The following is a 17,926-nucleotide window of genomic DNA, read 5'->3' as shown; positions in this document are numbered from 1 at the left end:
GCCATGCTCGGCAGGAGCCTTCCCGGGAATGCCCCTGCCGAGCATGGCTCGGCACTACCAAAGGCGGGCTTTACCTCGCTGGCGACGCAATGCTGTTATCCGGGCTGTCCTCGCGCACTGCCATCGTCGCAGCATCACCGCTCACGCGCATCATCTGCAGTGCCTGGCCATCTAGGCGGAACTCCAATGCCGATTGCAGCCGGTCCAGCGCCTGCACCTGCGCGCACAGCGACAAGGCATGCTGTTCCAGTGCACGGGTGCGGCCCTGCAGCCGCTGCTCCAGTTCGGCATCGAGCTTTTCAGTGCGCTTGTCCAGTTTGTCTTCGCCGCCGGTGAATACCGTCCACAGCACGCTGCGGGCAATGGAGCCGCTCAGGCTCTCGGCGGCCGCCTCGACCCTTGTTTCAAAGCCATCGTCGAACAGGTCCTGCTCCCAGCGGCCACGGCCAATGGTGGTATCGACGAAGCGCTCGGCTTCCCTGCGCAGCTTGCGTACCTTGCGCGAGTTGGCATCGCCGGTCAGTGCCTCGTAGACCGCATCCAGCGTGTCGAAGGTGATGCCCACCGATTCGTTGGCGATGCCTGTCACCGCCGGCATCAACTGGCGCACCCCGTTCTCCAACGCGCGCAGGCGTTGTGCATCGGCAGCCGATACCGTCTGCATGCGGTTGTCGATGCTCAGCTGGCCATCGTGGAAGACGATCTCGCGCATCGGCAGGGCATCGCGACGCAGCCAGATGCCGCCACCGTCCACCAGCACGTTGTAGTCGGTAGCCACGCCGCACTGGTCGGCGGACAACGTTGGTGCTTTGACCGTACCGGCGTGGGCCGCCAGTGGCAGCAGCAGGGCCAGCGAGCTGGCGATGGGCAACAGGCGCATGGTGTGACTCTCCTGCCGGGGGTGGGTGCAGCTTGGCTGCTTACGCCAGCGGCGGCGTCGGCCGGAAGTCACGTTGGCGGATTTCATGCGGAATTTACGTTGTTCAGGCAGGCGCAGCGCGTGCAAAAAAATACCGCAAAAGGCTTGACTGCGCAGTCAGTTCGGGCGGTTTGCCCGCACCGTTCGGTGGCCCGCGACAGCCAGCCCTTGTGCCGCAAGGCTTGGCGAATATTTACTAGATTTGGTGTTGACCCCGTCATATACCCCCACTATCTTGTGCCTCGTCGGTTCCAACGGGGCATGCCTCGTTGGATTGAAAGGGAAGCAGGTGACGCCGTTAAGGCCATTCCAGCACTGCCCCGCAGCGGTAATTGGGAACGACCCCGCCACACAGCACTGAGGCAAACGGCCTTGGGAAGCGGCGGAGTAGGAAGAAGGCCTTGGTCTTCGCGCCCATGAGTCCGAAGACCTGCCGACAGCCACGCGATGCACACCGCGTGGTGCCGGCTGCGGTGTCTTCGAGGGGAAGACGGCTGGTGACGTGGTGCCGTGGCTGCTGCGACCGTCGGGTCGTGGGCTGTCGCGGCTGCTGCGACGCCGTCCTTCCATGCTCGCGCCTCCGTACCGGCTCTGCTTCCTGCGCGGGCAGGAGCTGCGTGCATAACGCTCAAGGACACCATCGTCGTGACTACCTCTCTTACTGACGTCGCTCCGGCTGAAGCCGGTTTTGAACTGACCCCGCCGCCGACCGCCACCGCCATGAGCGTGACCAAGCGCAATGGCAGCACCGAGCCGGTAGACCTCAACAAGATTGTCCGCGCCATCCAGCGCTGCTGCGAAGGCCTGCATGCGGTTGACCCGATGCGGGTTGCCACGCGCACCATCTCCGGCCTGTACAACGGCGCCAGCACCCAGGAACTGGATGAGCTGTCGATCCGTACCGCTGCGCTGCTGATCGGCGAAGAGCCCGAATACGGCCGCCTGGCTGCACGCCTGCTGGCCAACTTCATCGGCAAGGAAGTCTCCGGCCAGGAAATCCACGCGTTCTCGCAGTCGGTTGGCCGTGGCCACGAAGTGGGCCTGATCAACGACCGCCTGCTCAACTTCGTGCAGGTCAACGCACGCAAGCTCAACGATGCGATCGATCCGGCCTACGACCTGAACTTCGATTACTTCGGCCTGCGCACCATGTATGACCGCTACCTGCTGCGTCATCCGCATTCGCGCAAGGTCATCGAAACGCCGCAGCAGTTCTTCCTGCGCATCGCCAGTGCGCTGAGCGAGGACGTGCCCGAAGCACTCGCGCTGTACCAGCGCCTGGGCAGCCTGGACTATCTGCCGTCCAGCCCGACCCTGTTCAATGCCGGCACCAGCCACGAGCAGCTGTCCTCGTGCTTCCTGCTGGATTCGCCGCAGGATTCGCTGGAGTCCATCTACGACCGCTATGCCGATATCGCGCAGCTGTCCAAGTTCAGCGGCGGCATCGGCGTCAGCTATACCCGCGTGCGTTCGCGCGGCTCGCTGATCAAGTCCACCAACGGCCACTCCAACGGCATCGTGCCGTGGCTGAAGACGCTGGATTCCTCGGTGGCTGCGGTCAACCAGGGCGGCAAGCGCAAGGGTGCAGCCTGCGTGTATCTGGAAACCTGGCACGCCGACATCGAGGACTTCCTCGAACTGCGCGACAACGCCGGTGATGATTCACGCCGCACCCATAACCTCAATCTGGCCAACTGGGTGCCGGATCTGTTCATGCAGCGCGTGGAAGCCGACCAGGAATGGTCGCTGTTCGATCCGCGCGTGGTGCCGGAGCTGACCGACCTGTACGGCCCGGCCTTCGAGCAGGCTTATGTGCAGGCCGAAACCCAGGGCAAGGCGCGCAAGAGCGTGTCGGCCCGCAAGCTGTATTCGCGGATGATGCGCACCCTGGCCGAGACCGGCAACGGCTGGATGACGTTCAAGGACAAGTGCAACCTGGCCAGCAACCAGACCCTGCGCGCCGGCAACGTGATCCACCTGTCCAACCTGTGCACCGAGATCCTGGAGATCACCTCCAACGATGAAACCGCGGTCTGCAACCTGGGCTCGATCAACCTGGGCAACCACATCGACGCGCATGGCGACTTCGATTTCGAGAAGCTGGCCGAGACCGTGCGGCTGGCCGTGCGCCAGCTCGACCGCGTCATCGACCTGAACTTCTACCCGATCGAAACCGCACGCCGTGGCAACCTGCGCTGGCGCCCGGTCGGCCTGGGCTGCATGGGCCTGCAGGACGTGTTCTTCCGCAAGCGCATGGCGTTTGACTCGGACGAAGCGCGCGCGCTGTCGGCCAAGATTGCCGAAGCCATCTATTTCCACGCGCTGGAAGTGTCCTGCGAACTGGCCCAGGAGCGCGGCAAGCATCCCTCGTTCAACGACACCCGCGCTGCCCATGGCGAACTGCAGTTCGACGCCTGGAACGTGGTGCCGGCCGATGTCGAGCGCTGGGACGCACTGCGTGAGCGCATCAAGCAGCACGGCCTGCGCAACTCGCTGATGATCGCAATCGCGCCAACCGCCACCATCGCCTCGATTGCCGGTTGCTACGAGTGCGTGGAACCGCAGGTGTCCAACCTGTTCAAACGCGAGACGCTGTCCGGCGACTTCCTGCAGATCAACCGTCACCTGGTGACCGAGCTGAAGCAGCTGGGCATGTGGACGGCGGAGATGCGTGATGCGATCAAGCTGGCTGATGGCTCGATCCAGGGCCTGCCGCAGATCCCGGAAACCCTGCGTCATATCTACCGCACCGCGTGGGAACTGCCGATGCGTTCGCTGATCGACATGGCCGCCGACCGCGGCGCCTTCATTGACCAGTCGGCCTCGCTCAACCTGTTCATGGAAAGCCCGAACATCGGCGCGATGTCGTCCATGTACATGTACGCATGGAAGAAGGGCATCAAGACCACGTATTACCTGCGCTCGCGCCCGGCCACCAAGATCGCCAAGACCACGGTCAGCGCGTATACGCCAGTAGAAGCCGTGGCCTGCTCGCTGGAAAACCCGGAAGCCTGCGAGGCCTGCCAGTAAGCACTGCATAAGCCCCTCTCCCGCCCGCGGGAGAGGGGTTGGGGTGAGGGCGCTCCTAGAAGCACGTAGCGCCGATCCCCAGGAACCAACCCTCATCCGGCGCTGCGCGCCACCTTCTCCCGCAGGGAGAAGGGAATGGAGATCCAAAATGTCCGAGTCCCCCCGTCAAATGCTGCTCGATCCCGGCTTCGAGCTGACCCTGCGTCCGATGCGTTACCCGGACTTCTACGAGATGTACCGCAACGCGATCAAGAACAGCTGGACGGTGGAGGAGATCAATTTCCAGATCGACATCACCGACCTGCACCAGAAGATGTCGCCGGCCGACCAGCATCTGATCCACCGTCTGGTCGCGTTCTTCGCTACCGGCGATTCGATCGTGTCGAACAATCTGGTGCTGAATCTGTACCAGCACCTCAACGCGCCCGAAGCGCGCATGTACCTGTCGCGCCAGCTGTATGAAGAAGCGCTGCACGTGCAGTTCTACCTGACCCTGCTGGACAACTACCTGCCGGATCCGGAAGAACGCTTCAAGGCTTTCGCGGCAGTGGAAAACATCGACTCGATCAAAAAGAAGGCCGGTTTCTGCTTCAAGTGGATCGACTCGCTGCAGGAAACCAAGCGCCTGGAAACCCGTGAGGACCGCCGCCAGTTCCTGCTCAACCAGATCTGCTTTGCGGCCTGCATCGAAGGCCTGTTCTTCTTTGCCGCCTTCGCTTACGTGTACTACTTCCGTTCGCGCGGCCTGCTGCCGGGCCTGGCGTCGGGCACCAACTGGGTGTTCCGCGACGAGAGCTGCCACATGGAGTTCGCGTTCGAGTGCGTGCGCAAGATCCGCGCCGAAGAGCCCGACCTTTTCGACGCCAAGATGGAGCAGGAGGTCTACCAGATGCTGGAGGAGGCCATCGACTGTGAAGTGCAGTTCGCCGAGGACGTGCTGTCCGGCGGCGTGGCTGGCATCTCCACCCGCGACATGCGCCAGTACCTGCAGCATTGTGCCGACAACCATTTCCTGAAGCTGGGCATGGCCAAGAAGTACAACGTGCGCAACCCGCTGCCGTTCATGGAATTGCAGGACGTGCAGGAGCTGACCAACTTCTTCGAACGCCGTGCGTCTGCCTATCAGGTTGGCGTGCAGGGTGAAGTGGCGTTCGATATGGCGTTCTGATTTTCTCCCTCCCTTGCGCGAAGCGCAGGGGAGGGTTGGGGAGGGGTGCTTTGGGCTCTATACGTAGAGTGTGATCGCCGTTTTTGCAGGACCCTCAGGCAGCAGCAACAGCAACAGCAAAGGCACCCCTCCCCAGCCCTCCCCTCGGCTGCGCCGAAGGGAGGGGGCAGAGCGGCTGCGCTTGTCTCCCTCCCTTTCATCGAAGGTGAAGGGAGCGCGTGTCTCCCTCCCTTGCGCGAAGCGCAGGGGAGGGTTGGGGAGGGGTGCTTTCAGGCTTCTGAGGCTTTGTCAGCTTCGCGGCTTACGCCGCTCCTACAAAACCGGCTGCAAGGGACGCAGAGCGCTCACCAGCTGCACAGCTTTGCGGGCGTATCATCGGCGCCAACTTACAGGTGATACCCCCATGACCCCTATCGTCGAAACCAATCCGCCGGTCGAAGTCCGCATGGCGGAAATCGTATTTCCCAACCACACCAACCATATGGGCACGCTGTTCGGCGGCCAGGCGCTGGCGTGGATGGACAAGGCGGCCTTCCTTGCCGCTGCCCGTTATTCGCGTTGCACCGTGGTCACCGCGCGCTCGGACCAGGTCGATTTCAAGCTGCCAATCCGCATCGGGCAGATGGTGGAAACCATCGGCCGGGTGGTCAAGGTTGGCCGCAGCTCGATGCATGTTGAAGTCGAACTGATTGCCGAAGACCTGCACAACGGCGAACGCGCGCTCTGCACCAAGGGTACGTTCGTGATGATCGCGCTCGATGGCGAAGGGCATCCGACCACCGTACCGACGCTGCCGACGCAGGCCTGAGCCGCACGGCGATGAGCACTTCTTCGGTACAGGCCGGGCGTTTGTCACCTGCAGTGATCACCGAGCTGCCGGAATTCATCGCCGGTCATCGGCGCCTGTTCGTGGTCACTGGCGCCGGTTGCAGCACCGACTCCGGCATTCCCGATTACCGCGACAACGACGGCCAATGGAAGCGCACGCCGCCGGTGACCTACCAGGCCTTCATGGGCGAGCAGGCAACCCGCCAGCGTTACTGGGCGCGCAGCCTGCTGGGCTGGCCGCGCTTCGGTCAGGCGCGGCCCAATGCCACCCACCATGCGCTGGCGGCGTTGGAGGCCGATGGCCGTATCGAATTGTTGCTGACCCAGAACGTGGACTGCCTGCATCAGCAGGCCGGTAGCCATACCGTGATCGATCTGCACGGCCGCCTCGACCAAGTGCGCTGCATGGGCTGCGAAGCCCGCTCGTCACGCGCATTGCTGCAACATCGGCTGCTGGACGCCAACCCGGGCTGGGAGACCTTGCAGGCCGGCATCGCACCGGACGGTGATGCGGACCTGGAAGCTGATTTTTCCAGTTTCAACGTGCCCGCCTGCGAGGCCTGCGGCGGTGTGCTCAAGCCGGATGTGGTGTTCTTCGGTGAGAACGTGCCGCGCGACCGTGTGGCAGCCGTGCATGAGCACCTGCAGCGCTCGGACGCGGTGTTGGTGGTGGGCTCCTCGCTGATGGTGTATTCGGGTTTCCGCTTCGTCGATGCTGCCGCCAAGGCCGGCCTGCCGATAGCCGCGGTCAATCTGGGCCGCACCCGCGCCGATGCCTTGCTGTCGCTGAAGGTGCAGATGCCCTGCGCGCAGGCGTTGGCGTTCCTGCTTGATGGTGCCAAGACGCAGTGATCCATCACACCGGTTGAATCGGCGGCTGCGGCAGCGTGCAATGGGCGCCTTCCCCGGTTGATGGAATACCCCGCGTGAGTCAGCTTTTTTCACCGTTGTCGCTAGGCCCGCTTGCCCTGTCGAACCGTATCGTCATCGCACCGATGTGCCAGTACTCGGCCGATGAGGGCGATGCCACCGATTGGCACACCATCCATCTGGGCCAGCTGGCGCAGTCCGGCGCCGGCCTGCTGATCATCGAGGCGACTGCGGTGTCGCCACGCGCACGCATCAGCTGGGCCGATCTCGGTCTGTGGGACGACGCCAACGAAGCCGCGCTGGGCAAGGTGCTGGCAGCGGTACGGCGCTGGTCGCCGATGCCGATCGGCGTGCAGCTTGCGCATGCCGGACGCAAGGCATCCACTGCCCGCCCATGGGAAGGAGGCGGTGCCATCGCGCCGGAACAGGCGCATGGCTGGCAGGTGCTGGCGCCGTCGCCGCTGCCGTTCAAGGCCGGTGATCCCACGCCGGAGGCACTGGATATCGCGGGTATCGATGCGGTGGTCGAGGACTTTGTCGCCGCCGCCCAGCGCGCTGTGCGCCTGGGATTGCAGTTGATCGAGCTGCATGCGGCGCATGGCTACCTGCTGCATCAGTTTCTGTCGCCGCTGAGCAACCAGCGCGATGACGCCTATGGCGGCGCGCTGGAAAATCGCATGCGGCTGCTGCTGCGGGTATTCGATGCGGTACGTGCGGTATTGCCCGCTGACGTTGCCCTGGGCGTGCGCATCTCCGCCACCGATTGGGTGGAGGGCGGTTGGGATGTTGCGCAGAGCATTGAACTGGCCAAGGTGCTGGAGGCGCGCGGCAATCATTTCCTGCATGTTTCCAGCGGTGGATTGGACCCGCGCCAGCAGATTCCGCTCGGCCCCGGCTACCAGGTGCCGCAGGCCGCAGCGATCAAGGCTGCGATCAGCACGCCGGTAATCGCGGTGGGCTTGATCACCGAGCCAGCGCATGCCGAAGCCATCCTCGTCGAAGCCCAGGCCGATGCGATCGGCCTTGCCCGCGGCATCCTGTACGACCCGCGTTGGCCATGGCATGCAGCCGCCGCGCTGGGTGCACAGGTGAGCGCGTCGCCGCAGTACCTGCGCTGCGAGCCACACGAGCTGCGTGGCCTGTTCAAACCGGCAGGGCAGGGCTGAGCGGGAATGCCGTAGCGAGCGTCGGCGGGCGTGCTGCTGCTGGCGCTCAGGCGTGTTCGCTGTCGGCGCGCCAGGCCGGCGGCAACGCCGCAACGATGTGCTGCAGCAGTGCGCGTACTTTCGGGGTCAGGTCACGGCGGTCGCTGACGCACAGGAACAGGTGCATCGGCTCGGGCGAGGCGTGTGCATCGCCGGCCACCTCGCTCTGGAACAAGGCCTGCAGCTCGCCACGCGCGATATACGGTGCGGCGACGAAGGCGGTCAGGCGGGTGATGCCGCCGCCGCTGGCGGCCATGGCCGCCAAGGCATCGGCATCGTCGCTGACCATGGCCGGGCGGACGTCGGCGTCGAAGCGAAGGCCGTCGCGGACGAAGCGCCAAGGCAGATAGCGGCCATTGGTGGGATAGCGGAACAGCAGGCAGCGGTGCTCGTGCAGGTCTTCCGGTGCCTGCGGGGTGCCGGCATTGGCCAGGTAGGCCGGCGCGGCACAGAACAGCAGCGGCACCTGGGCCAGTGGCCGGGCCACCAGCCCTTCCTCCAGCTGCGGTTCGATACGGATGCTGACATCCACGTTTTCGTGGGCATGGTCGACGCTGCGGTCGGCCAGCAGCAGTTCCAGTTCCAGCCGTGGATAGCGCTGCTGCAGGCCGGGCAGCAGGGGGGCAAGCACATGCCGGCCGAAGGCGGCGGTGCTGGCGATGCGCAGGCGGCCGGTGGGCTGTGCGTCGGGGTCGGTCACCGCCGCGTGCGCCCGCTGCAGGTCGCGTTCGATATGACGTACCTGCGACAGGTACAGCGCGCCGCGTTCGGTCAGTGCCAGCTGGCGGGTGGTGCGGTTGAACAGGCGCACGCCCAGATGGGCTTCCAGGCGGGCGATGTTCTGGCCCACGGCGGCGGCGCTGATGCCCAGGGTGCGGGCAGCGCCGGCCAGGCTGCCAGCGTCCGCGGTGCGGATGAAGCTGCGAATGGACTGGAGAGTATTCATGCTGGCCGGCATTTTCAGGGTTGATTACAAAGAAATTCTTTATAAAGCGCCAAGCCTGCCCAGCCTAGCCGAGCGGCGGGCCGCTGCCTATGATGCCGCCCCTGCAATCGCCTGATTGCGTCGATGAATGGAGGCCGCCGAATGATCGAATCATCCCGCCCAGCTGCGGTTGGACGCAGGAAACTGCATGCCCGCGCCACCCCCTATGTGTTCGCGTTCTTCATGTCCTCGATCATGGCCATGCTGATGTGCATCGTGATCACCGCCGCCAATTCCAATATCGATGGCCAGTTCGTGCGGCGGGTGTTGTCTTCCTACAGCCTGGCGATGCCCATCGCCTTCTTCTGCGTGCTGCTGGTACGCCCGCTGGTGATGCGGCTGGTGGCGTTGACCGTGCACCCGCACTGAGCCGCAGGCAACGGTGTCAGCTGCAACTGTCTTTGGCGGGGAATGACCGGAACGGTTACTTTCCACGACCCGCCTGTTAGATGTCGCTGACCATGCGTCCTGATTTCATCCTCACCCTTTCCTGCCCGGACCGTACCGGTATCGTCTACGGCGTGTCCGGCCTGCTGTTCGAGGCGGGCTGCAACATCCTCGACGCCCAGCAGTTCGGCGATGATGAAAGCGGTCGTTTTTTCCTGCGTGTGCACTTCGACATGCGCAAGGCCGGTGATGAGCCGCTGGTACGCGCGCGGCTGCAGGAGCTGGGTGCATCGTTCGCGATGGAATGGCAGCTGCATGATGCACGCCGCCGCGCGCGCCTGCTGGTGCTGGTCAGCAAGCAGGGCCATTGCCTCAACGACCTGTTGTTCCGCACCCATAGCCGACAGTTGAAGGTGGATATCGCCGCGGTAGCCTCCAACCACAACGACTTTGCCGCCCTCTCGGGTTCCTATGGCGTGCCCTTCCATCACCTGCCGGTGGATGCCGACAACCGCGAGCAGCAGGAACAGCAGATCATCGACCTGGTCGAGCGTGAGCGCATCGATCTGGTGGTGCTGGCACGCTACATGCAGATCCTGTCGCCACGGCTATGCCAGGCGCTGTCTGGCCGCGCCATCAATATCCATCACAGCTTCCTGCCCAGCTTCAAGGGCGCGCAGCCGTATCACCAGGCGCATGCGCGCGGGGTAAAGATCATCGGCGCCACCGCGCATTACGTGACCTCCGACCTGGACGAAGGCCCGATCATCGAGCAGGACGTGGCGCGCGTGGACCACGCCATGACGCCGCGTGACCTGGTGCAGCTGGGCAGTGATACCGAATCGCAGGTGTTGGCGCGCGCGGTGCGCCGGCATGTGGAGCACCGCATCCTGCTCAACGGCCACCGCACGGTGGTATTCCGCTGATCAGCCCAGCTGGATCCCGCATTCGCCCAGGGCAATGCGGGTGACGGCATCATTGTCCGCGCTTACCGGGCGGGTCAGATCCCACAGGAAGCGCACCGCAAAGCCGCTGATGGCGGCGTCCTGCGCGCTCCACAGCACGCAGTAGTCGCGTGCGAGGCCGCAGACATGCACTTCGCGGATGCCGCGTTCATGCAGCCAGCCGGCCAGCCCGGTGGGCGCGCGCGTGGCCTGTGGGCCGATGTTCTCGCGGAACGCGCTATACGAATCCACGTCGCGCTGCGTGCCTTTGCGCAGGATCAGGTCGGCATGCTTCCAGTCCACGCGCGCGTCCAGGCGGGCACCGGCGCTGCCCTGCACGCAGTGGTCAGGCCACAGCGTCTGCGCCTGGCCATGCAGTTCAATGCTGTCGAACGGCTTGCGGCCGGCATGCTGGCTGGCGAACGAGGCGTGATCGGCCGGGTGCCAATCCTGGGTAGCCACCACGGTTGCGTAGTGGCGTGCGTCCAGCAGCGCGGCGATGGCGGGCACGATCGCATCGCTGTGCTGGCAGGGCAGGGCGCCGCCGGGCATGAAATCCGGTTGCAGGTCGATGACCAGCAGCGCAACGTCTGTTCCGTACATCGGCAACTTCCTGACGCGGGGGACGCACAGTTTACGGCAGCGGCAACAAAAGCAAGGTAGTGCCGAGCCATGCTCGGCATGGGAGCATTCCCCGCACTATTTGTGGGAGCGGCGTAAGCCGCGAAGCAGGTGGAGCCCAAAGCACCCCTCCCCAACCCTCCCCTTCGCTACGCGAAAGGGAGGGGGCGAAAGCTGTAGTGCCGAGCCATGCTCGGCAGGGGCGTTCCCAACAATGTCTGTAGGAGCGGCGTAAGCCGCGAAGCCGGCGGAGCCAAAAGCACCCCTCCCCAACCCTCCCCTTGGCCTTCGGCCAAAGGGAGGGGGCGAAAGCTGTAGTGCCGAGCCATGCTCGGCAGGGGCGTTCCCAACAATGTCTGTAGGAGCGGCGTAAGCCGCGAAGCAGGCAGCGCCAAAAGCCTCCCCAACCCGCCCGGCTCGAAGCCAAAGCCTTCGGTCGTTCATCAGGCCGCGCCAGTCGCGCGCAAGCAGGCCTTCTTCCCCCCTTCGCACCGCGAAAGGAAGGAAGCGAACGCGGATCAATGCGCCGATGAGCGCGAGAACAGGTTGATCACCAGCACCCCGGCGCAGATCAGGCCGATGCCGACCACGGCGGCCAGGTCGAGCTTCTGCTTGAACACGAACAGGCCGATCAGCGAGATCAACACGATGCCCACGCCGGACCAGATCGCATAGGCGATCCCGGTCGGGATGGTTTTCATCACCAACGCCAGCAACCAGAAACACACGCTGTAACCCAGCAGTGCACCGACGGTTGGCCACAGCCGGCTCATGCCATCGGAGGCCTTGAGCAGCGAGGTGGCAGCCACTTCCAGGGCGATGGCGCAGGCCAGCAGTGCATAGGCGTTCATTGAGCAGACTCGGGGGCAGACGGGGCATGGATTCTAGCGGGGACGGTCTTGTGCCTGGGTGATGCGACTGGGCGGGCGTCTTACGGTGCGTGGATAGACTCCGCGTACGTTGCGCTTGGGCTGTCGGCCGTCAGCCGGGACCGCGATGCAGGAGGCCGCTGTGGAATCTAGGAGCATGGGGGGGCAGTACCGTCGTCCGGGTGGGCATGTGCAGGACGCGCGGCGGGGACGCGCGCGCCTTGCTGTCCTGGCGGCGGTGCTGTGTTTTTTTCCGGCGGCGACGGCGCTGGCGCAGCACCGGTCCTACAACGTGCCGGCCGCGGTGCCCAGCGCGGAGGTGGCGCAACTTGAAGCGGAGCGGCGGCAGCTGTTCCAGAAGATCCTCGAGCAACCGGCGGATCTGGATGCCGGCTTTGCCTATGCGGTGCTGTCCACCCGCGTTGGTGACTATGAAGCGGCCATCGCCACCTACGAACGCATGTTGATCCTGCGTCCGGGTACCCCGCGCCTGCAGTTGGAGCTGGCGGCGCTGTACTTCCGCCTGGGTGCATACCCGCGTGCGCGGCAACTGTTCGAGCGGGTAGTGGCGTTGCCGGAAACACCGGACACGGTGCGTCGCCGCATTGCCGGCTACATGGCTGTCATCGAAGGCGAGCAGAAGCAGCGTGGGGGTTTCAGCGGCATGCTGAGCCTGGGCGCGCGCGCGGAAAGCAACGCCAACGGCGCGCCGGACCGCGACAGCATCAGCTTGAATGGTCGCGATTTCGAACTGGCACCGGACTCGCGCGCGGCAAGTGACAGCAGCCTGCAGTTGGGCGCCTTGTTGCGCTACCGGCAGCCGGTGTCGAAGCAGGGCGATGTGCTGGATGTGTCGCTGGCGGCGGCATCCAGCCGCTACCGGGAACTCGGTGACCTGGGCAGCGATGGGCTGGAACTGCGGCTGGGGCCGGATTTTTCGCTCAACCGCTGGGGGCTACGCGATGGCCGCATCGCGATTGCCGGCCTGTTCGGCCAGACCTGGCTGGATGGCACGCGCTACATGCATTCCGCTGGCCTGGCCGTTGCCTTCCGCAAGCCGGTGGGGCGCGAATCGCTGATCGCTGCCAATATCGACTGGCGGGACGAACGCTATACACCGGCGCCAGCGCTGGCCAGCGCCGAGGGCTATTCCGGTGACCGCTACCGCGCCAGTGTCAGCTACAGCCGCCAGCTTGCCGACGACTGGCAGCTGCTGCTCAGCCCCGGCGTAGAGCGGCGGAAGGCGCGCGTGGACTTCAACAGTTACTGGGAGCCGCGCTTCAACCTCGGCGTGAACTACCGCTACCCGGCGCTGCTGGGCAAGCGCAGCCAGCCGTGGGTGCTGGCGCTGAGCGCGCAGACCGCGCGGCGGGTCAACGATGTACCGATGACTGTCATCAGCCGCGACCAGCGCCAACGCGGCGACGAACTGGTGCTGCAGGCCGTGCAGACCATTCCCCTGCGCAGCAGCACCGATCTGCAGTTGTACGCGGGCTACCGGCGGCTGCATTCCAACTATGAGCTGCGCGAGTACAGCAACAAGTTTGCTGGCTTTTCACTGATTCAAGCGTTCTGAGGAGTTCGGCGATGCGCATCCATCTTCCGGTGTTGGTGATTGCAGGGCTGTTGCTGGCGGTGGCGCCGGCGGCGGCCGAAAAGGTAGGCACTGCGGCGGCGGTGGCACCCGATGCGCAGAGCTATTTTGGTTCGGCCGCGCCGCGGGTGGTGCGGCTGGGTGACAACGTGCTGCGCGACCAGCGCTTCCAGACCGATGCCAAGGGCGTGGTGCAGGTGCTGCTGGTGGATGGCTCCAGCTTCACCATCGGCCCGCGCTCGTCGCTGGTGATCGACCAGTTCGTCTACAACCCGGACAAGGGCACCGCGCAGCTGGCCGGCAGCATGTCGCGCGGGGTGATGCGCTTCATCGGCGGTGCGGCCTCCAAGAGCGCTGACGGGGTGAAGATCAAGACGCCGGTCGGCGTGGCCGGTATTCGTGGCGGCATTCTGGGTTTGTGCGTGGATGATGCGGCGGCCGGTTGTGCCGGCAGTGCCATCGGGCAGTTCGAGTTTGGCGATGAGGCCCGCTTCGAACCCGCGCAGGGGCCGGCGGTGGTCCTGCACCAACCGGGTACGGGCTTCAGCTCCAATGGCGATGGTGCCTTGATCAACAATGGTGGCGGTGCGCCGGTTGATCCGGCGGCGGGGCTGCCAGCGGCGCAGGGCGAGGACCAGGATGTCGGCGGGCTGGAGGCACAGCCGAACGAGCGTGCCGGCTTCAGCGGCGCTCCGATGGGGCCGGCGCTGGGTGTGCCCGGTGTCATGCCGGGGCAGGAGCCATCGGCATTGCTGCCCGCAGCACAGGGCGACAGCCCCGGGCAGTCGCAGATCGAGACCGAGCTTGAGCACAGCACCACGCCGCCAGATCCGGTGACGCCGGTAGATCCTGTAGGTCCTATTGACCCGATTGACCCGATTGACCCGGTAGACCCGGTGGATCCGGTAGATCCGGTAGATCCGGTAGATCCGGTAGATCCCGTAGATCCCGTAGATCCCGTAGATCCAGTAGATCCGGTGGATCCAGTGGACCCCGTTGATCCCGTGGATCCCGTAGATCCGGTAGATCCCGTAGATCCGGTAGATCCCGTGGACCCGGTGGATCCAGTAGATCCAGTAGATCCAACGCTGCCCAAGACCTTGAATGGCACGCTGCAGGGCTTCGCTTCGGCGTACGCGGGCAGTACGCCGATGTCTTCGGGTGCAGCGGCGACGTTCCAGTTCGACGCCGCCGCCGGCACCTTCACTGCCACCATTGCGCCGGAATCCTGGGGCGGTGCCTCGCTGTCCGGCGCGGGTGACTACCTGCACGATCGCAGCTACGAATTCGAGAACAGCCAGGGCAACTTGCGGGTGGATGGAACGCCGGACCTGCTGTGCAATTGCGACTACCTCAGCTGGGGCTATTGGGAGGCGATCAATGTGCCGGGCGTGCCGTCGGATATACCGGGGACGGACGTGCCGCCCAACATCGCCCAGAACGGCTACTGGATCATCGGCAATCTCACCCCGCTGGCCGATCTGCCGACCAATATCGTCGCCAGCTATTCGGGTATGGCGATTGGTGCTGCCTACAGTGGCGGCGTCATCACCGAAGGCGTGACCGGGGATTTCACTGCGACAGTGGATTTCGCCGCGGGTAGCGGCAGTATCGCAATCGCCAACTTCGGCGGGCACAGTTTCGGCAGCAGTTTCGATCTTGCTGCGGCATCCAGCAGCATGCCGCAGACCGCCATCGGCGGCACCTTCGAATCCAGCATGGCTGCACCGTATTTCGGCAGCTATACCGCCGGCTTCGCCAGTGACGGCAGCGATGGCACGGCAGCCATGCTGGGCACCTTCAACGTGCGTGCGGAGGACGCATCGAACTGGTCGGCCAGCGGCATCTTCGCAGGCAAGAAGACCAACGAGATGCCGGTTACCGGCGGCCCTTGATGAGCGCGACCCTGCGCCCTGGCAGCAAGCACAAGTCAACGCGACCGCGCAGCTTCAAACTGCTGCTCGGCGGCGTGGCGGTGCTGCTGCTGGCGCTGTTCGCGGATACCGTTTTCCGCGATGGGCTGTCACGGCTGTCGGATCTGGTCTTCGACAGCTTCCAGCGTGCTGCACCACGCGCGGCCACGCTGGATCCCGGCGTATTGGTGGTCGATATCGATGAAGCCTCACTGGCGCGTGTCGGCCAGTGGCCGTGGCCGCGTGACCAGGTGGGTCAGCTGGTCGATACCGTTGGCAGTCTGGGTGCAGCTGCAATCGCCTTCGACATGGTGTTCACCGAGCCGGACCGCACCTCATTGGGGCCACAGCTGCAACGCCTGCAGGCGCAGGGCATCGCCATCCAGGTAGCGCCCAACGCACCCTTGGACAACGACCAGCTGTTTGCCCAAGCCATTGCCCGCAACCCGGTGGTGATGGGGGTGGCGCTGTCCAGCGAAACCGGGCGCGCGCTGTCACCGCCGCTGGCGGGTCTGTCCTTCGCCGGCAGCGACCCGCGTGCCTATCTGCCCGCCTTCGAAGGCGGTCTGTCCAATCTGCCGGTGCTCACGGCGGCGGCGACGGGCATCGGCAGTTTTTCGTTTCCGCCGGCCCGCGACAACATCATTCGTGCGATGCCGCTGGTGGCATCGGCTGATGGCCAGCTTTATCCCGGCCTGGGAGTGGAGGCGCTGCGGGTGGCGCAGGGCGCATCGGGCCTGCTGCTGCGTTCCAGTGATGCCAGTGGCGAAGCCGCCGCCGGCCCGCTCGCGCTGACTGCGGTGAAGGTGGGCATGCTGGAACTGCCGGCCGCTGCCGATGGCCGCTTCCGCATCCATTACTCCGGCATGCCGCATATGACGGCGATTCCGGCATGGCAGCTGCTGCAGGGCGATGCGGCGGCATGGGCCGACAAGGTCGAGGGCCGTGTGGTGTTGATCGGCACCTCGGCCATCGGTCTGCGCGATATCGTCGCCACGCCGTTGGCGGCGGCCGAGCCCGGCGTCAACGTGCACGCCGAGCTGATCGATCAGGCCTTGAACCAGCAGTTCCTGCAGCGTCCGGATTGGGCGCGCGGTGCAGAAGTGCTGGTTGCGGTGGTCAGCAGTCTGCTGTTGCTGCTGGTGATGGCCGGTGCACGGCCGTTGCTGTCATCGCTGGCTTTCCTGCTGCTGTTGGCTGCCGTGCTTGGCTTGGCAGGGTGGGCCTATACCCGGCATGCCTGGCTGCTCGACCCGCTGCCGGCGCTGCTGTGCCTGCTGGCGGTGTTTGTCAGCATGATGCCGACCCTGCTGTTTGTGGGTAACCGCGAGAAACGCTTCGTGCGCTCGGCGTTTTCGCGCTATCTGTCACCGGCGTTGGTGGAACGCCTGTCGCATGATGCGCAGGCCTTGCAGCTGGGCGGTGAGACGCGGCAGATAACGGTGTTGTTCTCCGATATCCGTGGCTTCACCGCGCTGTCGGAGAACCTCAGCCCGGATGCATTGACCACGCTGCTGAATGATTTCCTGACGCCGATGACCGATGTGCTGCTTGCCCACGAAGCGACCATCGACAAATACATCGGCGACGCGATCATGGCGTTCTGGAACGCGCCGGTGGATATCGCCGCGCATCCGCGTAAAGCCTGTCTGGCTGCGCTGGGCATGGCTGCAGCGGTGGATGCGCTGAACCGTGAGCGTGGCAGTGCCTTGCGTATTGGTGTGGGCCTGAACATGGGCGAGGCCTGCGTGGGCAACTTGGGTTCACAGCAGCGCTTTTCGTACTCGGCCATTGGCGACACCGTCAATCTGGCCTCGCGCGTTGAAAGCCTGACCAAGTATTACGGGGTGACCTTGATGGTGACCGACGCGGTGCGGGCAGAAGCCGCTGAGCTGGCCTATGTCGAAGTGGACCGCGTGCGTGTTGTGGGTCGCAACGAGCCGGTGCAGTTGTTTGCACTGCTCGGTGATGCACAGTTGGCGCAGCAGGCTGAATTCGCAGCGCTGGCGCAGGCCCATGCGCAGGTGCTTGCGCTGTACCGCAGCGGCGACTTCTGCGCGGCGCTGAATGCGCTGCAGGTGTTGCGCATGCAGAGCGGTGCCGCTTCACTTGCTGGGTTGCACGCGCTTTATGTGCAGCGACTTGAGCAGTTGATCATACATCCGCCAACGCAATGGGATGGCATCTTCACGGCGACCTCCAAGTAGTGCCAGACTCCCTCCCAGACTTGAAACCTGCCAGCACATGTCCCTGATTCCGTCGTTGACCACGTTTGTGCTGTTGATCGTCGGCCATGCGCTGGCGGATTACCCGCTACAGGGCGAGTTTCTGTCCAGGGCAAAGAACCGCTTCACCCCGATGCCCGGTGTGCCGTGGTACCAGGCGCTGGGTGCGCATGCGGTGATACATGGCGGTGTGGTTGGCTGGGTTACCGGCAGCATGTTGCTGGGCCTGCTGGAGGCGCTGAGCCATGCGCTGATCGACGATCTCAAATGCGGCCACCGCATCAGCTACAACGTCGACCAGTTGCTGCATGTGCTGTGCAAGCTGCTGTGGGTGGCCCTGCTGCTGGTGTTTGGCCCGCTGCCATAAG

The 17,926-nt window shown here is 64.7% G+C and carries 15 protein-coding genes and 1 riboswitch; of the genes, 11 read left to right on the top strand and 4 right to left on the bottom strand.

Going from position 1 to position 17,926, the window contains the following annotated elements; genetic code table 11:
• Positions 1-70: 70 nt before the first annotated feature.
• Entirely contained in the window at positions 71-880 is an 810-nt protein-coding gene (locus tag ABE493_RS04605) for a DUF2884 family protein (RefSeq protein ID WP_346497727.1), read from the bottom strand.
• A gap of 267 nt (positions 881-1,147) precedes the next feature.
• Positions 1,148-1,371: riboswitch (cobalamin riboswitch) on the top strand.
• A 268-nt stretch (positions 1,372-1,639) separates the two neighbouring features.
• On the opposite strand from ABE493_RS04605, the gene ABE493_RS04600 reads away from it, so the two are divergent.
• The 5 genes from ABE493_RS04600 (at position 1,640) to ABE493_RS04580 (ending at position 7,981) form a co-directional block, all read left to right on the top strand.
• Entirely contained in the window at positions 1,640-3,949 is a 2,310-nt protein-coding gene (locus tag ABE493_RS04600; protein ID WP_346497742.1) for a ribonucleoside-diphosphate reductase subunit alpha, read from the top strand.
• A gap of 148 nt (positions 3,950-4,097) precedes the next feature.
• A complete protein-coding gene (locus ABE493_RS04595; RefSeq protein WP_346497725.1) occupies positions 4,098-5,117 on the top strand; it encodes a ribonucleotide-diphosphate reductase subunit beta in 1,020 nt (339 codons plus the stop codon).
• 403 nt (positions 5,118-5,520) lie between these two features.
• Positions 5,521-5,925 (top strand): acyl-CoA thioesterase, encoded by a 405-nt coding sequence (locus ABE493_RS04590; RefSeq protein WP_282267570.1) that lies wholly within the window; start codon positions 5,521-5,523, stop codon positions 5,923-5,925.
• A 53-nt stretch (positions 5,926-5,978) separates the two neighbouring features.
• The gene (locus ABE493_RS04585) at positions 5,979-6,797 is read left to right on the top strand and encodes an NAD-dependent protein deacetylase (protein ID WP_346497740.1); all 819 of its coding nucleotides are present in this window, start codon (positions 5,979-5,981) and stop codon (positions 6,795-6,797) included.
• 74 nt (positions 6,798-6,871) lie between these two features.
• Complete coding sequence (locus ABE493_RS04580) at positions 6,872-7,981, top strand: NADH:flavin oxidoreductase/NADH oxidase (protein WP_346497722.1); 1,110 nt, start codon at positions 6,872-6,874, stop codon at positions 7,979-7,981.
• A gap of 46 nt (positions 7,982-8,027) precedes the next feature.
• Here ABE493_RS04580 and ABE493_RS04575 read toward each other — a convergent pair whose 3' ends face one another.
• A complete protein-coding gene (locus tag ABE493_RS04575; RefSeq protein ID WP_346497720.1) occupies positions 8,028-8,966 on the bottom strand; it encodes a LysR family transcriptional regulator in 939 nt (312 codons plus the stop codon).
• 141 nt (positions 8,967-9,107) lie between these two features.
• Between ABE493_RS04575 and ABE493_RS04570 the strand changes: the two genes are divergently transcribed.
• Together ABE493_RS04570 and purU are read left to right on the top strand one after the other, a co-directional pair.
• A complete protein-coding gene (locus ABE493_RS04570) occupies positions 9,108-9,374 on the top strand; it encodes a DUF2798 domain-containing protein (protein WP_346497718.1) in 267 nt (88 codons plus the stop codon).
• A gap of 92 nt (positions 9,375-9,466) precedes the next feature.
• A complete protein-coding gene (purU, locus tag ABE493_RS04565; RefSeq protein ID WP_346497717.1) occupies positions 9,467-10,318 on the top strand; it encodes a formyltetrahydrofolate deformylase in 852 nt (283 codons plus the stop codon).
• Here purU and ABE493_RS04560 read toward each other — a convergent pair whose 3' ends face one another.
• Both ABE493_RS04560 and ABE493_RS04555 read right to left on the bottom strand, forming a co-directional pair.
• A complete protein-coding gene (locus ABE493_RS04560; protein ID WP_346497715.1) occupies positions 10,319-10,939 on the bottom strand; it encodes a nicotinamidase in 621 nt (206 codons plus the stop codon).
• A 536-nt stretch (positions 10,940-11,475) separates the two neighbouring features.
• A complete protein-coding gene (locus ABE493_RS04555) occupies positions 11,476-11,808 on the bottom strand; it encodes an SMR family transporter (RefSeq protein ID WP_057627004.1) in 333 nt (110 codons plus the stop codon).
• A gap of 175 nt (positions 11,809-11,983) precedes the next feature.
• Between ABE493_RS04555 and ABE493_RS04550 the strand changes: the two genes are divergently transcribed.
• Genes ABE493_RS04550 through ABE493_RS04535 form a run of 4 tightly spaced genes read left to right on the top strand, consistent with a single transcriptional unit; the run spans position 11,984 to position 17,925 of the window.
• Entirely contained in the window at positions 11,984-13,402 is a 1,419-nt protein-coding gene (locus ABE493_RS04550; RefSeq protein ID WP_346497713.1) for a tetratricopeptide repeat protein, read from the top strand.
• Positions 13,403-13,413: 11 nt separating this feature from the next.
• Entirely contained in the window at positions 13,414-15,315 is a 1,902-nt protein-coding gene (locus ABE493_RS04545; protein ID WP_346497710.1) for a FecR domain-containing protein, read from the top strand.
• Positions 15,315-17,540, top strand: a complete 2,226-nt coding sequence (locus ABE493_RS04540) for a CHASE2 domain-containing protein (protein WP_346497708.1) — start codon at positions 15,315-15,317, stop codon at positions 17,538-17,540. The genes ABE493_RS04545 and ABE493_RS04540 overlap by 1 nt, the downstream gene beginning before the upstream one ends.
• Positions 17,541-17,577: 37 nt before the next feature.
• Positions 17,578-17,925 (top strand): DUF3307 domain-containing protein, encoded by a 348-nt coding sequence (locus ABE493_RS04535; RefSeq protein WP_346497706.1) that lies wholly within the window; start codon positions 17,578-17,580, stop codon positions 17,923-17,925.
• The last annotated feature ends 1 nt before the right edge of the window (position 17,926 follow it).

The sequence above is a fragment of the Stenotrophomonas terrae genome, from assembly GCF_039674165.1.
GTDB lineage: Bacteria > Pseudomonadota > Gammaproteobacteria > Xanthomonadales > Xanthomonadaceae > Stenotrophomonas > Stenotrophomonas terrae_A.
This window is presented reverse-complemented; position numbering and strand designations above follow the sequence as displayed.

Bases quoted from the DNA above. Each gene is read 5' to 3' on its own strand.
- ABE493_RS04605 (WP_346497727.1), bottom strand. From the start codon at position 880: ATGCGCCTGTTGCCCATCGCCAGCTCGCTGGCCCTGCTGCTGCCACTG.
- ABE493_RS04600 (WP_346497742.1), top strand. From the start codon at position 1,640: ATGAGCGTGACCAAGCGCAATGGCAGCACCGAGCCGGTAGACCTCAAC.
- ABE493_RS04595 (WP_346497725.1), top strand. From the start codon at position 4,098: ATGTCCGAGTCCCCCCGTCAAATGCTGCTCGATCCCGGCTTCGAGCTG.
- ABE493_RS04590 (WP_282267570.1), top strand. From the start codon at position 5,521: ATGACCCCTATCGTCGAAACCAATCCGCCGGTCGAAGTCCGCATGGCG.
- ABE493_RS04575 (WP_346497720.1), bottom strand. From the start codon at position 8,966: ATGAATACTCTCCAGTCCATTCGCAGCTTCATCCGCACCGCGGACGCT.
- ABE493_RS04570 (WP_346497718.1), top strand. From the start codon at position 9,108: ATGATCGAATCATCCCGCCCAGCTGCGGTTGGACGCAGGAAACTGCAT.
- purU (WP_346497717.1), top strand. From the start codon at position 9,467: ATGCGTCCTGATTTCATCCTCACCCTTTCCTGCCCGGACCGTACCGGT.
- ABE493_RS04560 (WP_346497715.1), bottom strand. From the start codon at position 10,939: ATGTACGGAACAGACGTTGCGCTGCTGGTCATCGACCTGCAACCGGAT.
- ABE493_RS04555 (WP_057627004.1), bottom strand. From the start codon at position 11,808: ATGAACGCCTATGCACTGCTGGCCTGCGCCATCGCCCTGGAAGTGGCT.
- ABE493_RS04550 (WP_346497713.1), top strand. From the start codon at position 11,984: ATGGGGGGGCAGTACCGTCGTCCGGGTGGGCATGTGCAGGACGCGCGG.
- ABE493_RS04545 (WP_346497710.1), top strand. From the start codon at position 13,414: ATGCGCATCCATCTTCCGGTGTTGGTGATTGCAGGGCTGTTGCTGGCG.
- ABE493_RS04540 (WP_346497708.1), top strand. From the start codon at position 15,315: ATGAGCGCGACCCTGCGCCCTGGCAGCAAGCACAAGTCAACGCGACCG.
- ABE493_RS04535 (WP_346497706.1), top strand. From the start codon at position 17,578: ATGTCCCTGATTCCGTCGTTGACCACGTTTGTGCTGTTGATCGTCGGC.